Source organism: Sulfitobacter sp. W027, from assembly GCF_025143985.1.
Taxonomy (GTDB): Bacteria; Pseudomonadota; Alphaproteobacteria; order Rhodobacterales; family Rhodobacteraceae; genus Sulfitobacter.
On record NZ_CP083564.1, the window covers coordinates 3,018,033 to 3,035,809 of the forward strand.

At 62.8% G+C, this 17,777-nt stretch carries 17 protein-coding genes; 8 read left to right on the forward strand and 9 right to left on the reverse strand.

Features of this window, described 5'->3' with window-relative positions; all coding sequences use genetic code 11:
* Positions 1-13 precede the first annotated feature (13 nt).
* Genes mrdA through K3759_RS14765 form a run of 3 tightly spaced genes read left to right on the forward strand, consistent with a single transcriptional unit; the run spans position 14 to position 4,041 of the window.
* Complete coding sequence (gene mrdA, locus K3759_RS14755; protein ID WP_259982907.1) at positions 14-1,963, forward strand: penicillin-binding protein 2; 1,950 nt, start codon at positions 14-16, stop codon at positions 1,961-1,963.
* Positions 1,960-3,099, forward strand: a complete 1,140-nt coding sequence (gene rodA, locus K3759_RS14760; protein ID WP_259982909.1) for a rod shape-determining protein RodA — start codon at positions 1,960-1,962, stop codon at positions 3,097-3,099. The genes mrdA and rodA overlap by 4 nt, the downstream gene beginning before the upstream one ends.
* A gap of 3 nt (positions 3,100-3,102) precedes the next feature.
* Positions 3,103-4,041: a glyoxylate/hydroxypyruvate reductase A gene (locus K3759_RS14765; RefSeq protein ID WP_259982911.1), complete on the forward strand. Its 939-nt coding sequence runs from the start codon at positions 3,103-3,105 to the stop codon at positions 4,039-4,041.
* Between the two features lie 19 nt (positions 4,042-4,060).
* Here K3759_RS14765 and K3759_RS14770 read toward each other — a convergent pair whose 3' ends face one another.
* The 5 genes from K3759_RS14770 to K3759_RS14790 form a co-directional block, all read right to left on the reverse strand.
* Complete coding sequence (locus K3759_RS14770) at positions 4,061-6,073, reverse strand: M3 family metallopeptidase (protein WP_259982913.1); 2,013 nt, start codon at positions 6,071-6,073, stop codon at positions 4,061-4,063.
* A gap of 48 nt (positions 6,074-6,121) precedes the next feature.
* Positions 6,122-7,153, reverse strand: a complete 1,032-nt coding sequence (locus tag K3759_RS14775; RefSeq protein WP_259982916.1) for a molybdopterin-synthase adenylyltransferase MoeB — start codon at positions 7,151-7,153, stop codon at positions 6,122-6,124.
* Entirely contained in the window at positions 7,153-7,605 is a 453-nt protein-coding gene (dut, locus tag K3759_RS14780) for a dUTP diphosphatase (RefSeq protein WP_259982918.1), read from the reverse strand. The genes K3759_RS14775 and dut overlap by 1 nt, the downstream gene beginning before the upstream one ends.
* Positions 7,606-7,615: 10 nt before the next feature.
* Positions 7,616-8,809, reverse strand: a complete 1,194-nt coding sequence (gene coaBC, locus K3759_RS14785; RefSeq protein ID WP_259982920.1) for a bifunctional phosphopantothenoylcysteine decarboxylase/phosphopantothenate--cysteine ligase CoaBC — start codon at positions 8,807-8,809, stop codon at positions 7,616-7,618.
* Positions 8,810-8,890: 81 nt separating this feature from the next.
* Positions 8,891-9,769, reverse strand: coding sequence for an RNA polymerase factor sigma-32 (locus K3759_RS14790; protein ID WP_259982922.1), 879 nt, complete (start codon positions 9,767-9,769; stop codon positions 8,891-8,893).
* A gap of 99 nt (positions 9,770-9,868) precedes the next feature.
* Between K3759_RS14790 and cobU the strand changes: the two genes are divergently transcribed.
* The 4 genes from cobU to K3759_RS14810 all read left to right on the forward strand — a co-directional run bounded on the left by cobU (position 9,869) and on the right by K3759_RS14810 (position 13,309).
* Positions 9,869-10,390: a bifunctional adenosylcobinamide kinase/adenosylcobinamide-phosphate guanylyltransferase gene (gene cobU / locus K3759_RS14795; RefSeq protein ID WP_259982924.1), complete on the forward strand. Its 522-nt coding sequence runs from the start codon at positions 9,869-9,871 to the stop codon at positions 10,388-10,390.
* Positions 10,387-10,968 (forward strand): histidine phosphatase family protein, encoded by a 582-nt coding sequence (locus K3759_RS14800; protein ID WP_259982926.1) that lies wholly within the window; start codon positions 10,387-10,389, stop codon positions 10,966-10,968. The genes cobU and K3759_RS14800 overlap by 4 nt, the downstream gene beginning before the upstream one ends.
* Before the next feature lie 120 nt (positions 10,969-11,088).
* A complete protein-coding gene (locus K3759_RS14805) occupies positions 11,089-11,718 on the forward strand; it encodes a glutathione S-transferase (RefSeq protein WP_259982928.1) in 630 nt (209 codons plus the stop codon).
* 73 nt (positions 11,719-11,791) lie between these two features.
* A complete protein-coding gene (locus tag K3759_RS14810; RefSeq protein WP_259982930.1) occupies positions 11,792-13,309 on the forward strand; it encodes a YifB family Mg chelatase-like AAA ATPase in 1,518 nt (505 codons plus the stop codon).
* Here K3759_RS14810 and K3759_RS14815 read toward each other — a convergent pair.
* The 4 genes from K3759_RS14815 to rsmI all read right to left on the reverse strand — a co-directional run bounded on the left by K3759_RS14815 (position 13,272) and on the right by rsmI (position 16,508).
* Positions 13,272-14,189: an alpha/beta hydrolase gene (locus K3759_RS14815; RefSeq protein ID WP_259982932.1), complete on the reverse strand. Its 918-nt coding sequence runs from the start codon at positions 14,187-14,189 to the stop codon at positions 13,272-13,274. The two genes, K3759_RS14810 and K3759_RS14815, sit on opposite strands and share 38 nt — an antisense overlap.
* On the reverse strand, positions 14,186-15,121 hold the full coding sequence (gshB, locus tag K3759_RS14820) for a glutathione synthase (RefSeq protein WP_259982934.1): 936 nt from the start codon (positions 15,119-15,121) through the stop codon (positions 14,186-14,188). Before gshB ends, K3759_RS14815 begins: the two co-directional genes overlap by 4 nt.
* 105 nt (positions 15,122-15,226) lie before the next feature.
* Positions 15,227-15,628 (reverse strand): YraN family protein, encoded by a 402-nt coding sequence (locus K3759_RS14825; protein ID WP_259982935.1) that lies wholly within the window; start codon positions 15,626-15,628, stop codon positions 15,227-15,229.
* A 22-nt stretch (positions 15,629-15,650) separates the two neighbouring features.
* Positions 15,651-16,508: a 16S rRNA (cytidine(1402)-2'-O)-methyltransferase gene (gene rsmI / locus K3759_RS14830; RefSeq protein ID WP_259982937.1), complete on the reverse strand. Its 858-nt coding sequence runs from the start codon at positions 16,506-16,508 to the stop codon at positions 15,651-15,653.
* 87 nt (positions 16,509-16,595) lie between these two features.
* Between rsmI and K3759_RS14835 the strand changes: the two genes are divergently transcribed.
* Positions 16,596-17,777, forward strand: a complete 1,182-nt coding sequence (locus K3759_RS14835; RefSeq protein WP_259982938.1) for a penicillin-binding protein activator — start codon at positions 16,596-16,598, stop codon at positions 17,775-17,777.

Sequence of the window (17,777 nt, forward strand, 5' to 3'; positions counted from 1 at the left end):
GGGGGCCGATGAGATGAGACGTAGCCGCGCAGATAACGATGCCAACCACACGCGCCTGACCCGCCGTGCCGCCCTGTTAGGGGGCGCACAACTGCTGTTCATGGGCGGGCTGGCGGCGCGGATGCGCTACCTACAGGTCGATCAGGCCGACCAGTTCCGCCTGCTGGCCGAGGAAAACCGCATCAACATCCGCCTGATCCCGCCCTCCCGGGGGGAGATTTTTGACCGCAACGGCGTGCAGCTTGCCGACAACGTGCCCTCTTACCGCATTGTCATGGTGCGCGAAGATGCGGGCGACGTGGGCGCGGTGATGGAGCGTTTGGCCCAAGTTATCGAGATTGATGAGGAGACCCGCGAACGCGCTATGGCCGAGATGGCCCGCTCTGCCCCGTTCTTGCCGGTCACCATCGTTGATGACGTCAGCTGGGAGGTCGTGAGCAAGGTCAGCGTCAACGCCCCCGCCTTGCCCGGCGTCACGCCCGAGGTTGGCCTGACCCGCGTCTACCCGCGCGGCGCGGATTTTGCGCATGTGGTGGGACGCGTGGGCCGGGTGAGCCAAGCCGACCTTGATGCGCTGGAAGACCCCGATCAGGTGTTGCGCATTCCTCGTTTCCAAATCGGCAAGATCAACGTCGAAGCCCGCGCAGAAAGCCTGCTGCGCGGCTCTGCGGGCACCAAACACGTCGAGGTGAACGCCACTGGCCGGGTGATGCGCGAGCTGGAGCGACGCGAAGGTCAGGCCGGGGCCGATCTGCAATTGACCGTCGACGCCAATCTGCAACGCTATGTACAGGCCCGTCTGGGCGAGGAAAGCGCCGCCGTGGTCATCATCGACTGCGAGAATGGCGATCTGGCGGCACTTGCCTCATCGCCCAGCTATGACCCGAACCTCTTTATCGGCGGCATCTCTTCGGCGGATTACAACCCGCTGCTGAATTCCAAATACCGCCCGCTTGTGAACAAACCCGTGCAGGGCACCTACCCGCCCGGCTCGACCTTCAAGATGATCGTCGCCCTTGCCGCCATCGAAGAGGGCATCGTCGCCCCGGATGAAACGGTCTATTGCCCCGGCCATCTGGAGGTCGCGGGGCGTCGGTTTCACTGTTGGAAACGCGCGGGCCATGGCTGGGTGAACCTTCAGGATTCGCTCAAGCAATCCTGCGACGTCTATTACTACGATCTGGCTGTGAAGGTGGGTATCGAGAAGATTACTGCCATGTCCAACCGCTTTGGCCTTGGAATCAAACATGATCTGGCGCTCTCTTCGGTGGCGGGAGGGCTGGCACCGACGAAGCAATGGAAACGCTCGGCCCGCGGCGAAGAGTGGGTCGTCGGTGACACGGTCAACGCTTCCATCGGGCAGGGCTTCACCCTCTCCTCCCCCCTGCAACTTGCGGTGATGAGCGCGCGGATCGCCACGGGGCGCGCAGTCACGCCGCGGCTGATTAAATCTATCGATGGGGTGGAGCAGCCCAGCGGCGCGGGCGAGCCGATGGGCCTGAACGAAAACAACCTGCGTCAGTTGCGCAAGGCGATGTACGACGTGGTCAATGATCGCCGCGGCACCGGCTATCGCAGCCGCATCATCGACGACACCATGCGCATGGCAGGCAAAACCGGCACCAGTCAGGTGCGCAACATCACCGCCGCCGAGCGTGCCCGCGGTGTGACCAGCAACGCCGACCTGCCGTGGGAACGCCGCGACCACGCGCTTTTCGTCTGCTTTGCACCTTACGACAAGCCGAAGTACGCGGCTTGCGTGCTGGTGGAACACGGCGGTGGCGGCTCGACCGCTGCCGCGCCGATTGCGCGTGACGTGATGTTGCAGGCCATGGCCGGGGGCGAACCCCCGCTTGAGGCCTATCCCTCCTCCGACCGGGGGCGCATTGCCACTCAGCAAGAAGAACTGCGCAACACCGCGCCCGAAACCTCGGCCAGCGTGGAGGGTGAAGATCAGGCATGAGCTATCTTGAGCATACGGTCAAATCCGTCCCCACCGGCCTGCGCAAAATCCTCTTTATGAACTGGCCGCTGGCAATCCTACTGGCCAGTGTCGCGGGCGTTGGTTTTTTGATGCTCTACTCCGTCGCGGGCGGGTCATTCTCACCCTGGGCCGAGCCGCAGATGAAGCGTTTTGGCATCGGCATGGCGATCATGTTCACCGTGGCGATGGTGCCGATCTGGCTGTGGCGTAACCTTTCGGGCGTGGCCTATGGGGCGACGCTGGTACTGCTGGTCGCGGTTGAGCTTTTCGGCTCTGTCGGCATGGGGGCGCAGCGCTGGATCGACATTGGATTTATGCGGCTCCAGCCCTCGGAATTGATGAAAATCACGCTGGTGCTGTTTCTGGCCGCCTATTACGACTGGCTGCCGATCAAGAAGGTCTCTCGCCCCTTCTGGGTGTTGCTGCCGATCCTGATCATCGTGGTACCAACGGCGCTGGTGCTGAAACAGCCCGACCTCGGCACCTCGATCCTACTGCTCACGGCCGGGGGCGGGTTGATGTTTCTGGCGGGCGTCCATTGGGCCTATTTCGCCGCCGTTATCACCGCCGGCATCGGGCTGGTCACCGCCGTGTTTCAGTCGCGCGGCACCCCGTGGCAGTTGTTGAAAGACTACCAATATCGCCGCATCGATACCTTTCTCGACCCCAGTCAGGATCCGCTGGGGGCGGGCTATCACATCACCCAATCTAAGATCGCGCTCGGCTCGGGCGGTTGGGCCGGACGTGGCTATATGCAAGGCACGCAGTCGCGGCTGAACTTCCTGCCTGAGAAACACACCGACTTTATCTTTACCACGCTGGCCGAAGAGTTTGGCTTTGTCGGCGGCGTCTCTCTACTGGGGCTCTATGCGCTGATTATCCTGTTCTGCGTGGCCTCAGCAGTGAAGAACAAGGACCGGTTTTCCAGCTTGCTGACGCTGGGCATCGCGCTGAACTTCTTTCTCTTTTTCGCCGTTAACATGTCGATGGTCATGGGGCTGGCACCCGTGGTCGGCGTGCCGCTACCGATGGTGAGCTACGGTGGCTCTGCCATGCTAGTGCTGCTTTTGGCCTTCGGTTTTGTGCAATCGGCGCACGTACATAGACCGAGGTAACTTATGACAATCAATATTCTCTTCGCCGCCAAGGCCGAACGTTGGACCGGCTATGAGGCGCCCCTGACCCGCGCCCTGACCGACGCACTGCCGGGGCGGGAGTTCAAACTGGCCACCGATCTGCCGCCCGAAGAAGTGGATTACATCGTCTATGCGCCCAACAGCGATTTGCAAGATTTCGCGCCCTATACCCGGGCCAAGGCGGTGCTGAACCTATGGGCCGGGGTGGAGGCGATCACGGGCAATGAGACCCTCAAAATCCCGCTGGCCCGTATGGTCGATTTCGGCCTGACGCAGGGCATGGTGGAATGGGTGACCGGCCATGTGCTGCGCTATCATCTGGGGCTGGATATCGACATCACCCGACGGGACGCGAAATGGGAGCCGCGCGATCAACCGCTGGCGCGGGAGCGCGGTGTGACGATCTTTGGGCTCGGCGCGCTTGGTCAGGCTGTGGCCGAGGCTCTGGTGGGTCTGGGTTTTGATGTCAGCGGCTGGTCACGCAGCCAAAAGGCGGTGGAGGGTGTGCGCTGTCTACATGGTGATACTGGTCTTACCGAAGCGTTGCAGCGGGCCGATATCGCCGTGCTCCTGATGCCCGATACACCCGCCACGCAGAACGTTATAAATGCGGAGACCTTGGCGCAGATGCCGAAAGGGGCTTTCATCATCAACCCCGGTCGCGGGCCGTTGATTGACGATGACGCCTTGCTTGCCGCGCTCGACAGCGGCCAAATCGCCCATGCGACGCTGGATGTGTTCCGGGTAGAGCCGCTGCCCGACGACCACCCCTATTGGGCACATCCACGCGTCACCGTGACCCCGCATATTGCCGCCGCCACGCGCAACGGCACCGCCTCGGAAGTGATCGCAGAGAACATCCGCCGCAGCGAGGCCGGCGAGCCCCTGCTGCATCTGGTGGACCGCGACCGGGGGTATTGACCCCCGGTTGCGGTGGTGCTCAGGCGACCAACCCCCGCCCCTTGAGCAGCGCCTCAACCCCCGGAAGGCGACCCCGGAACGCGGTGTAAAGTTCCGCCGGATCACGGCTGCCGCCGGTCGAAAGGATATGCGTCTCCAACGCCTCGGCGCGTTCCGCGTCAAAGGCCCCGCCCGCTTCCTCGAAGGCGGCGAAGGCGTCGGCGTCCATCACCTCGGACCACATGTAGCTGTAATAGGCGCTGGAATAGCCATCGCCCGAGAATACATGCGCGAATTGCGGCGTGGCGTGGCGCATGCGGATCGCCTGCGGCATGCCGATGCTGTCGAGAACCTCAGCCTGTTTCGCCATCGGATCGGCAGGCGGCTCACCGTCATGGAACTCCAGGTCCACAAGCGCCGAGGCGATGTATTCCACCGTCTGGAACCCCATGTCGAAGGTCGCGGCCTTCAACACCTTTTCCAACATCTCACCCGGCATCGCTTCACCAGTGCGGGCATGTGTGGCGAATTTTTGCAAGACCTCACGCTGATCCAGCCAATGCTCATAAAGCTGGCTGGGCAGCTCCACGAAGTCGCGCGCCACGGAAGTGCCGCTGACGCTTTCGTAGGTCACATCCGACAGCATCTGGTGCAGCGCGTGGCCGAACTCGTGAAACAGCGTGCGCGCGTCGTCGTAGGACAGCAGCGCCGGATCGCCCTTGGCGAAGTTGCAGACGTTGATCACTACGGGGGCCTGCTGACGGGGGAACTTCGCCTGCGACCGCATGGCCGAGCACCAAGCGCCCGAGCGTTTTGAGCCGCGCGCGAAATAATCGCCAATGAAGACCGCCACATGCTTGCCGCCTCGAGTCACTTCCCACGCCCGGCAGTCGGGGTGGTAGAGCGGCACGTTGAGGGGCGCGAACTCCAGCCCGAACAACTGGTTGGCACAGTCAAAGGCCGCGTCGATCATCCGATCGAGTTGGAAGTAGGGCTTCAGCGCCGCTTCATCGAGGTCATGTTCGGCCGCGCGGCGTTTCTCGGCGTAGTAGCGCCAGTCCCACGGCTCCAGCGCGCCATTCACCCCGCCCTCACGCATCAGCGCGGTCAGCACCTCGGCATCGGCGTCGGCCTGCGCCTTGGCCGGTTTCCAGACCGACATCAGCAGGTCGCGCACAGCCTCAGGTGTTTTAGCCATTTCGGTTTCCAGCTTAAAGGCCGCGAAATTCTCATAGCCCAAAAGCGTTGCACGTTCCTTGCGCAGGGCAAGCGTCTCGGCGGCAATCTCGCGGTTGTCGGTCTCCCCGCCGTTTGCACCACGTGCTTCCCACGCGCGAAAAGCCCTCTCGCGCAGGTCACGACGGTCCGAAAATTGCAGGAAAGGCACGATCAGCGAGCGCGACAGCGTGACCACAGGACCGTCCGCCGCCTTTTCTTCACCCGCCGCCCGAGCGGTGTCGATCACGAAATCGGGCAGGCCGGTCAGATCACCTTCACCCAGTGGCATGAACCACGCCCGCTCATCGGCCAGCAGGTTCTGGGTGAACTGCGTCCCCAGCACAGCAAGCCGTGCCTTGATCTCTTTCATGCGTTTGGCCGCATCGCCGCTCAGCGCCGCGCCGGAGCGGACGAAGCCACGATGGGACAGCATCAGCACCCGCGCCTGTTCCTCGGTCAGACCCAGATCATCCCGCGCATCCCAAACGGCAGCGATCCGCGCGAAAAGCTTGGCATTGCCCGAAATCGCCGATTGATGCGCGGCGAGCTTGGGCGAGAAGTCGCGCTGCAGAGCCTCGCGCTTGGGGTTGCTGTCGGCGCCCGCAACGGTGAAGAAGACGCTCAGAACCTTGTCGAGCGCCTCACCCGAGGCTTCCAGGGCCTCGATGGTATTGGCGAATGTGGGGTCTTCGGAATTGTCGGCGATGGCGTCGATCTCGGCCCGGTGGGCGGAGAGCGCCTCGTCCAACGCGGGGGCGAAATCCTCGTCGGAAATGCGATTAAAGGGGGCGATGCCGAAGGGGGTGTCCCAGTCGGCCAGCAGCGGATTTGTCATGAATGTCTCCTTCGCGCCCAAGATGGGGCGCGGGGCAGAGACTTGCAATCACCCGCCGCAGGTTTCGCAGCCCTTCCGCCGCTTCAGACCAATCTTGCGAGTCTCACCATAAAGCCCGTCGTAGATCATCATATCGCTGCGCAGCACGCTGCCCGCGCCGGTGATGAGCTTCACCGCCTCCAGCGCCATCATCGTGCCGATCACGCCGGGCAGCGGCCCGATCACCCCGGCCTCGGCGCAAGAGGGCGCAAGCCCGGCTGCGGGCGCTTCGGGGAAGATGCAGCGATAGCAGGGCGCGCCGCGGGCGGGGTCGAAAACGCTCAACTGCCCCTCCCACTGGCTGAGCGCACCCGAGATCAGCGGCACGCCCGTCGCGACACAGGCGGCGTTGACGCGGTAGCGGGTGTCGAAATTGTCGGCGCCGTCGAGCACGAGGTCATAGTCGGCCACCAGTTCGGCGGCGATCTCGTCAGTCAAGCGGCGGTGGTAGGTGCGTACGGTAATATGCGGGTTCTGCGCCAGCATCTCGGCCTGAGCAGAGAAGACCTTGGGCGTGCCGATGGCGGCGTCCTTGTGGATCACCTGCCGTTGAAGATTGGCGTTCTCCACTTTGTCATCGTCAATCACCCCGATGGTGCCCACTCCCGCCGCCGCGAGATATTGCAGCGCGGGCGCGCCGAGGCCCCCTGCCCCCACCACCAGCACTTTGGCATTCTTCAGCGCCTTCTGCCCGGCCCCGCCGACCTCGCGCAAGACAATGTGGCGGGCATAGCGGTTCAACTCGCTGTCGGAAAAACTGCCCGACGTCGGGACCGCTTCGCGCGGCGTGGCGCGGGTGCGCAGGGTCCGCAGCCCCTGCCGGTATAGCACCACCAGCACGACAAAGCCGCCGAGTAGCAGCCACGGTGCAGCACTTCCACCGGTCGCAAGGCGCAGCGGATGGCCTACTGGAAAGGACAGATGCAGCCCGACCAAGGCCAGATACATTACCGCGATCAGCCCCACCCGCAGGCCGCGGGGCAGGCCGAGGAACCCACCGCCGAACCAAAGCGCTACGGCAATGATCAGAACCGCCAGCATCAGACTGCCCCCGTTGAGCCAAAACCGCCCGTACCGCGTGACGTCTCATCAAGGTTGTCGGCCAGATCGAACCCCGCCTGCACCACCGGGGCCACCACCATCTGCGCGATGCGCATACCGTGTTCCACGACAAACGGCGCCTCTCCGGTATTGCCAAGGATCACCCCAACCACGCCACGATAATCGCTGTCGATGGTGCCGGGGCTGTTGATCAAGGTAATCCCATGTTTCAGCGCCAACCCCGAGCGCGGGCGGACCTGCACCTCGAACCCCTGCGGGATCGCCATATGCAACCCGGTTGAAACCAGCGCCCGCGCGCCGGGGGCCAAGGTGACAGCGCCGCCGGGCAGGTTGGCCCGCAGGTCCGCGCCCGCCGCCCCCGCGCTTTCATAGGCGGGCAGTGGCAGGCTGCGGTCCGCGCCATCGGCCCAACAGAGTTTGATCGTGGTCATAGCGTCCCCCTCAAGCCAGCGCCGCGGCGATACGTTCGGCAAGGCGCGCGGCCACTGCATCTTTCCCCATGCGCGGCCAATCCTCAGCGCCGGCGCCGGTGATCAGCGTCACGGCGTTCTCACTGCCGCCCATGATGCCGGTGGCGGGAGAGACATCATTGGCGACGATCCAATCACACCCCTTCCGCGCGCGTTTGGCTGTGGCATGGGCCAGCACATCGTCCGTCTCTGCCGCGAAACCCACGACCAGTGCGGGCCGGCCTGCGCTGCGCTGGCTTATGGTTTTCAGAATATCGGGGTTTTCGGCAAAGGACAGGCTGGGGAGCCCATCCTTGGATTTCTTCAACTTGCGGTCCCCTGCCCCCACCACATGCCAATCGGCCACCGCCGCGGCGAAAACAGCGGCATCAGCAGGCAATGCTGCCTCAACCGCTTGCATCATCTGTTGTGCGGTTTGTACGGGCACCACTTCAACCCCTGCGGGAGGGGTAACCTCTGCCGGACCGGTGACAAAGACGACCTCTGCCCCCAGAGCCACAAGCGCGCGCGCAATGGCCGTGCCCTGCGCGCCAGAGGAACGGTTGGCGATATAACGCACCGGGTCGATCGGCTCATGCGTGGGGCCTGAAGTGACGAGGATGCGTTTGCCCTTCAGCGGCCCATCGCCGAGCTTCGCCTCGATTGCGGTCGCGATTTCAAGTGGTTCGGCCATCCGTCCCGGCCCGTATTCACCGCAGGCCATGTCGCCGTCATTCGGGCCGACCATGGTGATGCCATCGCCGCGCAGGGTGGCAATGTTGCGCTGCGTCGCGGGGTGCTGCCACATGCGCACATTCATTGCAGGCGCCAGCAGAACTGGTGTGTCGGTGGCCAAAAGCAGGGTCGACGCGAGATCATTCGCCGCGCCCTGTGCCATCTTTGCCATCAGATCTGCCGTGGCGGGGGCGACCACCAGCAAGTCAGCCGCGCGGCTAAGTTGAATGTGGCCCATCTCGGCCTCATCACCAAGGTCAAAGAGATCGCGAAAGACCTTCACCCCGGTCAGGGCTGAGACGGAGAGCGGTGTGACAAATTCCTCGCCCGCGCGGGTCAGAACTGGGGTTACCTTGGCCCCGCGTTCGCGCAAACGCCGGATCAAATCAAGCGATTTATACGCAGCGATCCCCCCGCCGATGATCAGCAGAATATGTTTGCCCGACAGCATAAAGGCCCCCCGTTTGCGTTCAGGAGACCTTAATCCGGGGCGTAACAATCTGCCAGCCCCGGCGGGCATCACTCTGCAGGATCAGGCCAGAAAGGCAAAGACCTCACGCGATTGCAATTCAAGCGATTTCCGCATTTTACCGAAAGCCGCAGCTTCGAGCTGACGCACCCGCTCTTTGCTGAGGCTCAACTCATCTCCAAGGCTCTCCAGCGTGCGCGATGGATCGCGCAGTTTACGCTCGCGGACAATGAACTGTTCGCGCTCAGACAGCCCTTGCATTGCGGTCAGCAGCCAATTGCGCAGTTGCGCCGTATCATGCTGCTCTTCGACGCGTTCAGCCGCCTGCGCACTCTCATCGGCCAAGGCCTCAATCCACTCGCGGCCCTCATCCTCAGCAGACTGAGTGGCATTAAGAGAGTAGTCAGAGCCAGACAGCCGCCCTTCCATCATCTCGACGTCATGCAACGGTACGCCAATCTCGGTCGAAATCATCTGGCGCAACTGGTGTTTGTCGAGTGTCTCTCCCATTGCCGAAGCCTCACGCTCCAACCGGGCCTGCACGCGGCGCATGTTGAAGAACAGGGATTTCTGCGAAGAAGTCGAACCGGTCCGCACCATGGACCAATTGCGCATCACGTGGTCTTGGATGCTCGCTTTGATCCACCAAACCGCATAGGTCGAGAACCGCACGCCCCGGTCGGGGTCAAATTTGTCGGCGGCTTTCATCAAGCCGAGACCCGCCTCTTGAATCAGATCGTTCATCGGCGCGCCGTAGCGTTTGAACTTGCCAGCCATCGAGATTGCCAGGCGCATATAGGCGGTGATCAGACGATGCAGCGCGGCCTCGTCCCGCTGATCACGCCACGCATAGGCCAGTTGCAACTCGGTTTCAGCGTCCAGCAATTCGGCTTTCATGGCGGTGCGGGTGAGTGAAAATTCGCGAGCAGTCTGCAATGACATTTGTATATCCCCCTTGAGAAATGCGCGGCGCACCTTGTGATGAGCCTTTGGTGGAGATACGCAGAGACATGCCATTTGGTTCAAATATTTGGTGAGAAGATGTTGCCTAGAACTACCTTTGCCCTAGGCGGGGCGGCCTCAGGCAAGTCGGAATGGGCGGAAGCGCTCGTGAATAACACCGGTATGCCAAAGACTTACCTCGCCACCGGACGCATCTGGGATGATGAAGTTCAAGAACGTGTGAACAAACATCAAGCAAGACGCGATACGGGCTGGCGCACCGTCGAATGCCCGCTTGATCTGTCCGCGCCGCTGGCGGAACTCCCCGCTGGCGAAATTGTGCTGATCGATTGCGCGACGATGTGGCTGAGCAATCATCTCATGGAAGGCAGTGATCTCGACGCGGCGCAGTCGCAGCTTTTGGATGCCCTGCGCGGCTGCGCGCCCCATTGGGTCATCGTCTCTAACGAGGTCGGCCAAGGCATCGTGCCCGACAACGCCATGGCCCGTCAGTTCCGCGAGGCGCAGGGGCGGTTGAATATCGCACTGGCGGCGGAGGCGGAAACCGTGGTGCAGGTCGTCGTTGGCCTGCCGCAACTGCTGAAAGGTGAACTGCCGTGACCATTTGGCACTGGGTGCGCCACGGCCCAACCCATGAAAAAAACTTCGTCGGCTGGCGGGATGTCCCGGCTGACCTTTCCGATGCCCCCCGCCTCGCACGGTTGAACCTGCACCTGCCCAATGAGGCGCTGCTCGTGTCCTCGGACCTGATCCGCGCGGTGCATACGGCAGATGCGCTGTCCCTGCCCTCCCGTCTTCGTCTGCCCCATGAACATGGACTGCGAGAGCTGCATTTCGGCGCGTGGGACGGGCTGCATTTTTCCGAAGTCGCCGCGCGCGATCCCGACCTAAGCCGCGCCTATTGGGAGACCCCCGGTGATGTCGCGGCCCCCGATGGGGAAAGTTGGAATCAGACCAAAGCGCGCGTCGACGGGGTGGTCGCGCAGATTAACGCGGCCCATCCAAACGCCCATGTGATCGCCGTGGCGCATTTTGGGGTAATACTCACACAGGTTCAGCAGGCCCAAGGTGGCGGCCCGCTTGAGGCGATGGCCCATAAGATCGACAACCTCTCGGTCACACATTTGGTGCACGACCGCGGTACTTGGCGGATCAACGGAATTAATCATACCCCATAGCCAACATCGCCGCATAAAGAGCTTTGCTTGGCGACCTTCTTCTGCCTAATTTCGCCCATGACATATGATCTTTATATCGGCGATCGCACCTTCTCCAGTTGGTCCCTTAGGGGGTGGCTGATGCTTGAGAACTTCGATCTGCCTTACCGCGCGCATCTGGTTGGTCTTTACAGCGGGACCATGGCCGATGACCTCGCCCCGCTCGCCCCGCTCGCCCCGGCGCGGCTGGTGCCTGTCCTGCGTCTGCCCGACGGCACAGTGGTAGGAGAGACGCTTGCCATGGCTGAAACACTGGCCGAACGGCATCCTGACGCCGGGCTATGGCCCGCCGATCCCGCTGCCCGCGCCACAGCACGTTGGCTATGCGCTGCGATGGCCTCCGGTTTCGGCGCGCTGCGCGGGGCCTGCCCGATGCAGTTGCAACATGTGTGGGACGGGTTCGAACCGGATGCCGACACCCGGCAGGATTTAGAGCGCATCGAAGATCTCTGGCGCCATGCCCGCAGCCAGCAGCGCAGCGCAGGGCCGTGGCTTTTCGGGGCCTACTCGCTCGCCGATGTGTTCTATGCCCCGGTCGCGGCACGGATCGTCGGCTACGACCTCCCCGTCTCGTCGGAGGCGCGGGCCTATTGCGAGGCCACGATCAATGATCCGGCCTTTAAGGCATGGCGCGCCGCAGGGCTGGAAACCAAATATGACCCGTTCCCCTATGAGCTTGGCCTGCCCAAACGGAACTGGCCAGTCGCCTGACTGAGACCTGCGTTAACCATTCCTAAACCCGTCTTGCCTACCGATTAACCATAGCAAGGCGGGAGAACAGGCGATGGTATCGCGGGCCTATACGGTCGCATTTCAGGGGGTCGAGGCGCGCATCGTCGAGGTGCAATGTGCGGTGACTGCGGGTCTGCCCGGTTTCTCCATCGTGGGGCTGGCGGACAAAGCCGTGTCAGAAGCGCGCGACCGGGTGCGTACTGCGCTCAGCGCCATGGCCATCGCCTTGCCGTCGAAACGCATCACCGTGAACCTCTCCCCCGCCGACCTTCCAAAAGAAGGCAGCCATTTCGACCTGCCCATCGCACTCGCACTTCTGTCGGCGCTGGACATCCTGCCGGATGATATCACGCAAAACGTCGTGGCTTTGGGGGAGCTTTCGCTCGACGGAACGCTCATGCCCGTCGTCGGCGCCCTTCCCGCAGCCATGGCCGCTGCCACCCACGACCGCAGCCTTTTGTGCCCCACAGGATCAGGGGCAGAGGCCGCTTGGGTGGGTAAAACACAGGTCATCGCCGCCGCCAATTTGGGCGATGTCGTCCGCCATTACACAGGCCAAGTGCCAATCACTCCCGCAGAGCCGGGGGAGGTGCCGTTAATCGCAGCAGGCCGCGATTTGCGCGAAGTCAAAGGTCAGGAGCGGGCCAAACGGGCGCTGGAGATCGCCGCCGCCGGGCGGCACCATCTGATGTTGGTCGGCACGCCGGGCTCGGGCAAGTCCATGCTGGCGGCGCGGCTGCCGGGCATCCTGCCGCCGCTCACCGCGACCGAGGCGCTTGAGACCTCGATGATCCATTCCCTCGCAGGGTTGCTCGACGAAGGCGGCATTTCCCGCAGTCGCCCTTTTCGCGAGCCGCATCACACCGCCTCCATGGCCGCCATCATCGGCGGCGGACGGCAGGCGCGCCCGGGGGAGGTATCACTGGCGCATAACGGCGTGCTTTTCATGGATGAATTTCCTGAATTCAACCGGACGGTCCTCGAAACCCTGCGCCAACCCATCGAGACCTCAGAGGTGATGATCGCGCGCGCCAACGCCCACATAAAATACCCCTGCCGGTTCATGCTCGTGGCCGCAGCGAACCCCTGCAAATGCGGATACCTGCCCGATCCGGCCCGCGCCTGCGCCCGCGTTCCAGCCTGCGGCGAAGACTATATGGGCCGCATCTCAGGCCCGCTGATGGACCGTTTTGACCTGCGCGTCGATGTCCCCCCGGTAAGCTACAGCGACCTCAACCTGCCGCCCAGCGGCGAAGGCTCATCCGAGGTCGCCGCGAGGGTCGCCGCTGCGCGGGCGGTGCAGACGACGCGCTATGCCGGACATGAAGGCATGTCGGCCAATGCCGATGCAGCGGGCGCGCTGCTCGAAACTGTGGTCAGCCCGGATGTGGAAGCGCGTGACCTGCTGCACCGCGCGGCAGAGCGCTTTCGCCTCTCTGCACGCGGCTATCACCGGGTGATGCGCGTGGCACGTACCATCGCTGATTTAGAGGGGGCAGCCGACGTACGCCGCCCCCATATGGCCGAAGCGATCAGCTTTCGCCTGCCTGACCCGGCGGCAGGGCGTTAATCCAATCGGCGAGGGTCGCAAGGGTCTCGCGCGCCTCCGGCAGGTGGTTCTGAAACAGCGGCCAGACATGCGGCAGATCATGAACCTCCTCGATAGTGACAGACACGCGTGCATTCCGCAGGCGGGCCGCAAAACGACGGCTGTCATCGCGCAGAATTTCGCTGTCACTCACGGTGAGCCAAACCGGCGGCGCGCCATCGAATTCAGCGAAGAGCGGACTGGCGCGCGGGTTTTCCGGGCTTTGATTTTGAAGATATAGCCGCGCCATCTCAGCCGCACGGGCTGCGGGCAGCAGCACGTCATTCTCGGCGTTCTGCGTGAAACTTGACCCCGAAAAGGTCATGTCCAACAGAGGGGAAAGCCCGAAAGCTCCCGCGGGCAGTGCCGACCCTTCGCGGCAAAGCTGTGCCAACAGGTCAAAGACCAAAGCACCACCCGCACTGTCGCCGCCGATCACGATATCCCGCGCCGCGATGCCCAGCTGGCGCAGCGCCTCCCAAGCGGCGCGAACGTCTTCGGCAGGTTTGGGAAAGGACACCTCCGGCACCCGCGCATAGCGGGGCAGCACCGCCTGCGCGCCGGTCAGCAGCGCCAGACGCGCGACCATGGCGCGGTGGGTTTCCGGGCTGCCGAAGACAAATCCGCCACCATGGATGTATAGGATCACGCTGCCCGTGGGAGGGCGCTGTGGTATAAGCCAAAGCGCCGATCCCGCCCCCGGCAAGTCCCGCCATTCGGCGGCCACTTCGCGCGGCCCCTTGAAAAAGAGCCGCGCTTGCATCTCCATCGCTGCCCGCAGGAGTTGAGGGTTTGCACGCGCCAGCAGAGGTTTCTCTGCCAGACGCAGGCAGCGATTCAAAAAATGCTGGCGCAGGCTCACCCGCGACGGGCCTCGATCGCCTCCCAGATTTTCCCCGCGATGTTCACCCCGTCGAACCGTTCCAGTTCCTGAATGCCTGTGGGAGAGGTGACATTGATTTCAGTCAGGTAGTCGCCGATCACATCGATACCGACAAAAATTTGACCTTTCTCTTTCAGCAAAGGACCGATCGCCGCGCAAATTTCAAGATCGCGCTCAGTCAGCCCGACCTTCTCAGGCCGCCCGCCGACATGCATGTTCGACCGCGTCTCCCCCTCCGCCGGAACGCGGTTGATTGCGCCCACAGCCTCACCATCCACAAGGATGACCCGCTTGTCGCCTTTCGACACGGCCGGCAGGAATTTTTGAACGATCAGCGGTTCCCGCGAGAAACCGGTGAACAATTCATGCAGTGAGGTGAGGTTGCGGTCATTGGCGTCAAGCCGGAACACCCCGGCGCCGCCATTGCCATAGAGCGGCTTTAGGATCACATCGCCATGTTTCGCTTTGAACGCTTTGATGGTCGATAGATCGCGCGCGATCGTTGTGGGCGGCGTCAGATGCGGGAAGTCGAGAACCAAGAGCTTCTCGGGGTAATTGCGCACCCAGAAAGGATCGTTGACCACCAAAGTGGTTTGTTTCAACCGGTCCAGCAGATGGGTCGAGGTAATGTAATGCATGTCGAAAGGCGGGTCTTGGCGCAGCCAAACCACGTCGAAGTCGGCCAGATCGACCTCTCGCTCTTCTCCGAACTGGGCGTGGTCGCCCTGTACGCGCTGCACGGTAAAGTCATAGCCCCGCGCCGTAATCCGCCCCTCTTGGTAGGCCAAATGATCGGGTGTATAAAAGAACAACTCATGCCCGCGCGCCTGCGCCTCTTCGGCCAGCCGGAAGCTGCTGTCGGCGTTGATATTCACGTCCCCGATCGGGTCCATTTGAAAGGCGATCTTCATCGGCGTCTCCCGCTGCTAACCTCTATGGTGACCCGACCCGGACCGACGGTGCAGGCTTTTGGGATCGCTTCTTAGATGGCGCAGCAGGGGCCTATGCGCAATGGGTCAGCCGTGGCCAAAGGCGTTTTCAATGATTTCCGTAGCCCCCTGCCCATCGACAAGCGCCACATCAAAACGCACTTCAGTCAGGCTACCGGCAGGCTCGCCCGCCAGGAATTCTTCGGCAGAGCGGTAAATGCGCTGCATCTGTCGGGCAGAAAGGCTCTCCGCGGCGCGCGCGAAACTTCGGCTTTGCTTCACTTCGACAAAGATTAAGGCGGCTCCATCGCGTAGGATTAAATCAATTTCTCCGGCGCGACCCCGCCAGCGGCGGCGGGCAATGGCAAAGCCCCGCCTTTCGTAGTCTTGCGCGATCCTATTCTCGGCGGCGATCCCGGCGTGATAGGCCATGCGACCCCGTTGGCGTTTGGCCGGAATTCGCATCGTTCCTGTATCACCCTGCGCCATCTACATTACTCCGATCTCTGTCCTAACCCTTGCCGAGCGCCAATGCCGCTTGATAAACTTGCCGCCGTGGCAGGCCATGGGCCTGTGCCACCAAATCGACAGCGTCACGCATTGACAGTTCCTTCAGCGCCCGTTGTAGGTCAGTTTCTAGATCAAGTTGATTAACAGAGTCTGAACGGCCTCGATCAATCAACACGACCACTTCGCCTTTTGGTGCTTGGGCTTGATAGATCTCTGCAAGATTTTCGAGCGTGTCGCGCTGGATCTCCTCAAATTTCTTGGTCAACTCCCGGCACATCGCAGCCTTGCGCCCCGCGCCCAGTGCGGTGGCCGCGTCGCGCAGCATCGCCCCAAGTCGTTTCGGCGATTCGTAACAAACCAGCGTCCCGGGCACGTCGCGCAGCTTTTCCAGCGCCGCGATCCGGGCGGATTTGCTATTGGGCAGAAAACCCGCAAAGAAAAATGCGTCCGTCGGCAAGCCGCCCAGCGCCAGCGCGGTCAGCACGGCCGAGGGCCCCGGCGCGCAGGTCAGCATCACCCCGGCCTCGGCGGCGGCACGGCTCAACTCAAAGCCGGGGTCGGCGATCAGGGGCATCCCTGCCTCTGACGCATAGGCCACCGATTTTCCTTCTCTGATTGCTGCGATAAGCCGCTCTTGCACCGAAGTGCCGCTGTGGTCGTGCAGGGCGATCACCCTGCGCCCCTCTAGCGGCACCCCGTGAATTTCCATCAGTCGGCGCAGGCTACGGGTGTCCTCCGCCGCCAGCAGATCTGCCGAGGCGAGCGTGTCCAGCGCGCGCAGCGTGATATCGCGCGCGGTGCCAATTGGGACGCCCACGAAATAAAGTCCCGGGGCTAGCTCTGTCTTGAGGAATTTCAACGCTGGACCCGCCTTTCGCAGTGACTATGATCGCGGCCATGTTCCGGCGACCGTCGTCGTCTTGCCACCACCGGGGAGTGAATACAAATGATTGCCTGTTTCCGAGCCTTCCGCAAGAAGATGCACTTGCTTTTGCTGCCTCTCTTCGCGGTCATTCTGGCGGCTTGTCAGCCAGTTGCCATCGGCGGCGCCAATTCTGGCGGCCCAAGCATTGATCCTTCGGCCCCCGTACCGGTCGCGCTTTTGGTGCCGCGTGGCGGCTCTGCCAGCGATGAGCTGCTGGCCAAGAACCTTGAGAACGCGGCGCGTCTTGCCATGCGTGATCTGGGTGGGGTCCAGATTGATCTGCGCGTCTACGGCACCGCGGGCAATGCCAGCAAAGCCGCCGCCGCGGCCTCTCAGGCGGTGAATGAGGGGGCTAAAATTATCCTCGGGCCGGTTTACGGCGAAGCGGCCAATGCGGCCGGGGTGGCGGTTGCCTCCTCCGGCGTCAATGTGATCTCTTTCTCCAACAATCCGACCATTGCAGGTGGCAATGTCTTCGTGCTCGGGCCGACCTTTGCCAATACCGCCAACCGTTTGGTCAGCTTTGCCAAGCGCAACGGCAAGGACAAAATGGTTGTCCTGCATGGCCAAGACCTTGCCGGTCAATTGGGCCGCGATGCGATCGTGCAGGCGATCAGCGCCAATGGCGCGACGCTGGCGGGCACCGTTGACTATGCGCTGAGCCAAGAATCGGTCGTGGCCGCCGTGCCGCGGGTTAAAGCGACCATCGAAGGCAGCGATGCGAATGCGCTGTTCCTCACCACTTCCTCAGCTAGCGCCTTGCCGCTTTTCGCAGAGCTTCTTCCCCAGGCCGGCATTCAGTCTGCAACCACGCAGTATGTAGGTCTGACCCGTTGGGACATCCCGCAGCAAACGCTGGCTCTGCCCGGCGTACAGGGCGGCTGGTTTGCCCTGCCTGACACAGCGGCGAGTGGTGCTTTCTCCATCCGTTATAAGGCGGCCTATGGCAGCGAGCCCCATCCTTTGGCCGGGCTGGCCTTTGACGGGATCGCGGCGATTGGGTCTTTGGTGAAGGGTGGCAAATCCAATGCGCTCACCGGGGCGGCACTGACCCAAGGAGCGGGTTTCCAAGGCGCCAGCGGCATCTTCCGTCTGCGCCGGGACGGCACCAACGAGCGTGCGCTGGCCGTAGCCACGATCCGCAATAGCCGTGTCGTCGTGCTGGACCCAGCGCCACGCGGCTTTGGCGGAGCTGGTTTCTGA

Bases quoted from the DNA above. Each gene is read 5' to 3' on its own strand.
- K3759_RS14765 (WP_259982911.1), top strand. From the start codon at position 3,103: ATGACAATCAATATTCTCTTCGCCGCCAAGGCCGAACGTTGGACCGGC.
- coaBC (WP_259982920.1), bottom strand. From the start codon at position 8,809: ATGCTGTCGGGCAAACATATTCTGCTGATCATCGGCGGGGGGATCGCT.
- rodA (WP_259982909.1), top strand. From the start codon at position 1,960: ATGAGCTATCTTGAGCATACGGTCAAATCCGTCCCCACCGGCCTGCGC.
- K3759_RS14810 (WP_259982930.1), top strand. From the start codon at position 11,792: ATGGTATCGCGGGCCTATACGGTCGCATTTCAGGGGGTCGAGGCGCGC.
- cobU (WP_259982924.1), top strand. From the start codon at position 9,869: ATGTTGCCTAGAACTACCTTTGCCCTAGGCGGGGCGGCCTCAGGCAAG.
- K3759_RS14835 (WP_259982938.1), top strand. From the start codon at position 16,596: ATGATTGCCTGTTTCCGAGCCTTCCGCAAGAAGATGCACTTGCTTTTG.
- K3759_RS14805 (WP_259982928.1), top strand. From the start codon at position 11,089: ATGCTTGAGAACTTCGATCTGCCTTACCGCGCGCATCTGGTTGGTCTT.
- mrdA (WP_259982907.1), top strand. From the start codon at position 14: ATGAGACGTAGCCGCGCAGATAACGATGCCAACCACACGCGCCTGACC.
- K3759_RS14825 (WP_259982935.1), bottom strand. From the start codon at position 15,628: ATGGCGCAGGGTGATACAGGAACGATGCGAATTCCGGCCAAACGCCAA.
- K3759_RS14770 (WP_259982913.1), bottom strand. From the start codon at position 6,073: ATGACAAATCCGCTGCTGGCCGACTGGGACACCCCCTTCGGCATCGCC.
- K3759_RS14775 (WP_259982916.1), bottom strand. From the start codon at position 7,153: ATGCTGGCGGTTCTGATCATTGCCGTAGCGCTTTGGTTCGGCGGTGGG.
- dut (WP_259982918.1), bottom strand. From the start codon at position 7,605: ATGACCACGATCAAACTCTGTTGGGCCGATGGCGCGGACCGCAGCCTG.
- K3759_RS14790 (WP_259982922.1), bottom strand. From the start codon at position 9,769: ATGTCATTGCAGACTGCTCGCGAATTTTCACTCACCCGCACCGCCATG.
- gshB (WP_259982934.1), bottom strand. From the start codon at position 15,121: ATGAAGATCGCCTTTCAAATGGACCCGATCGGGGACGTGAATATCAAC.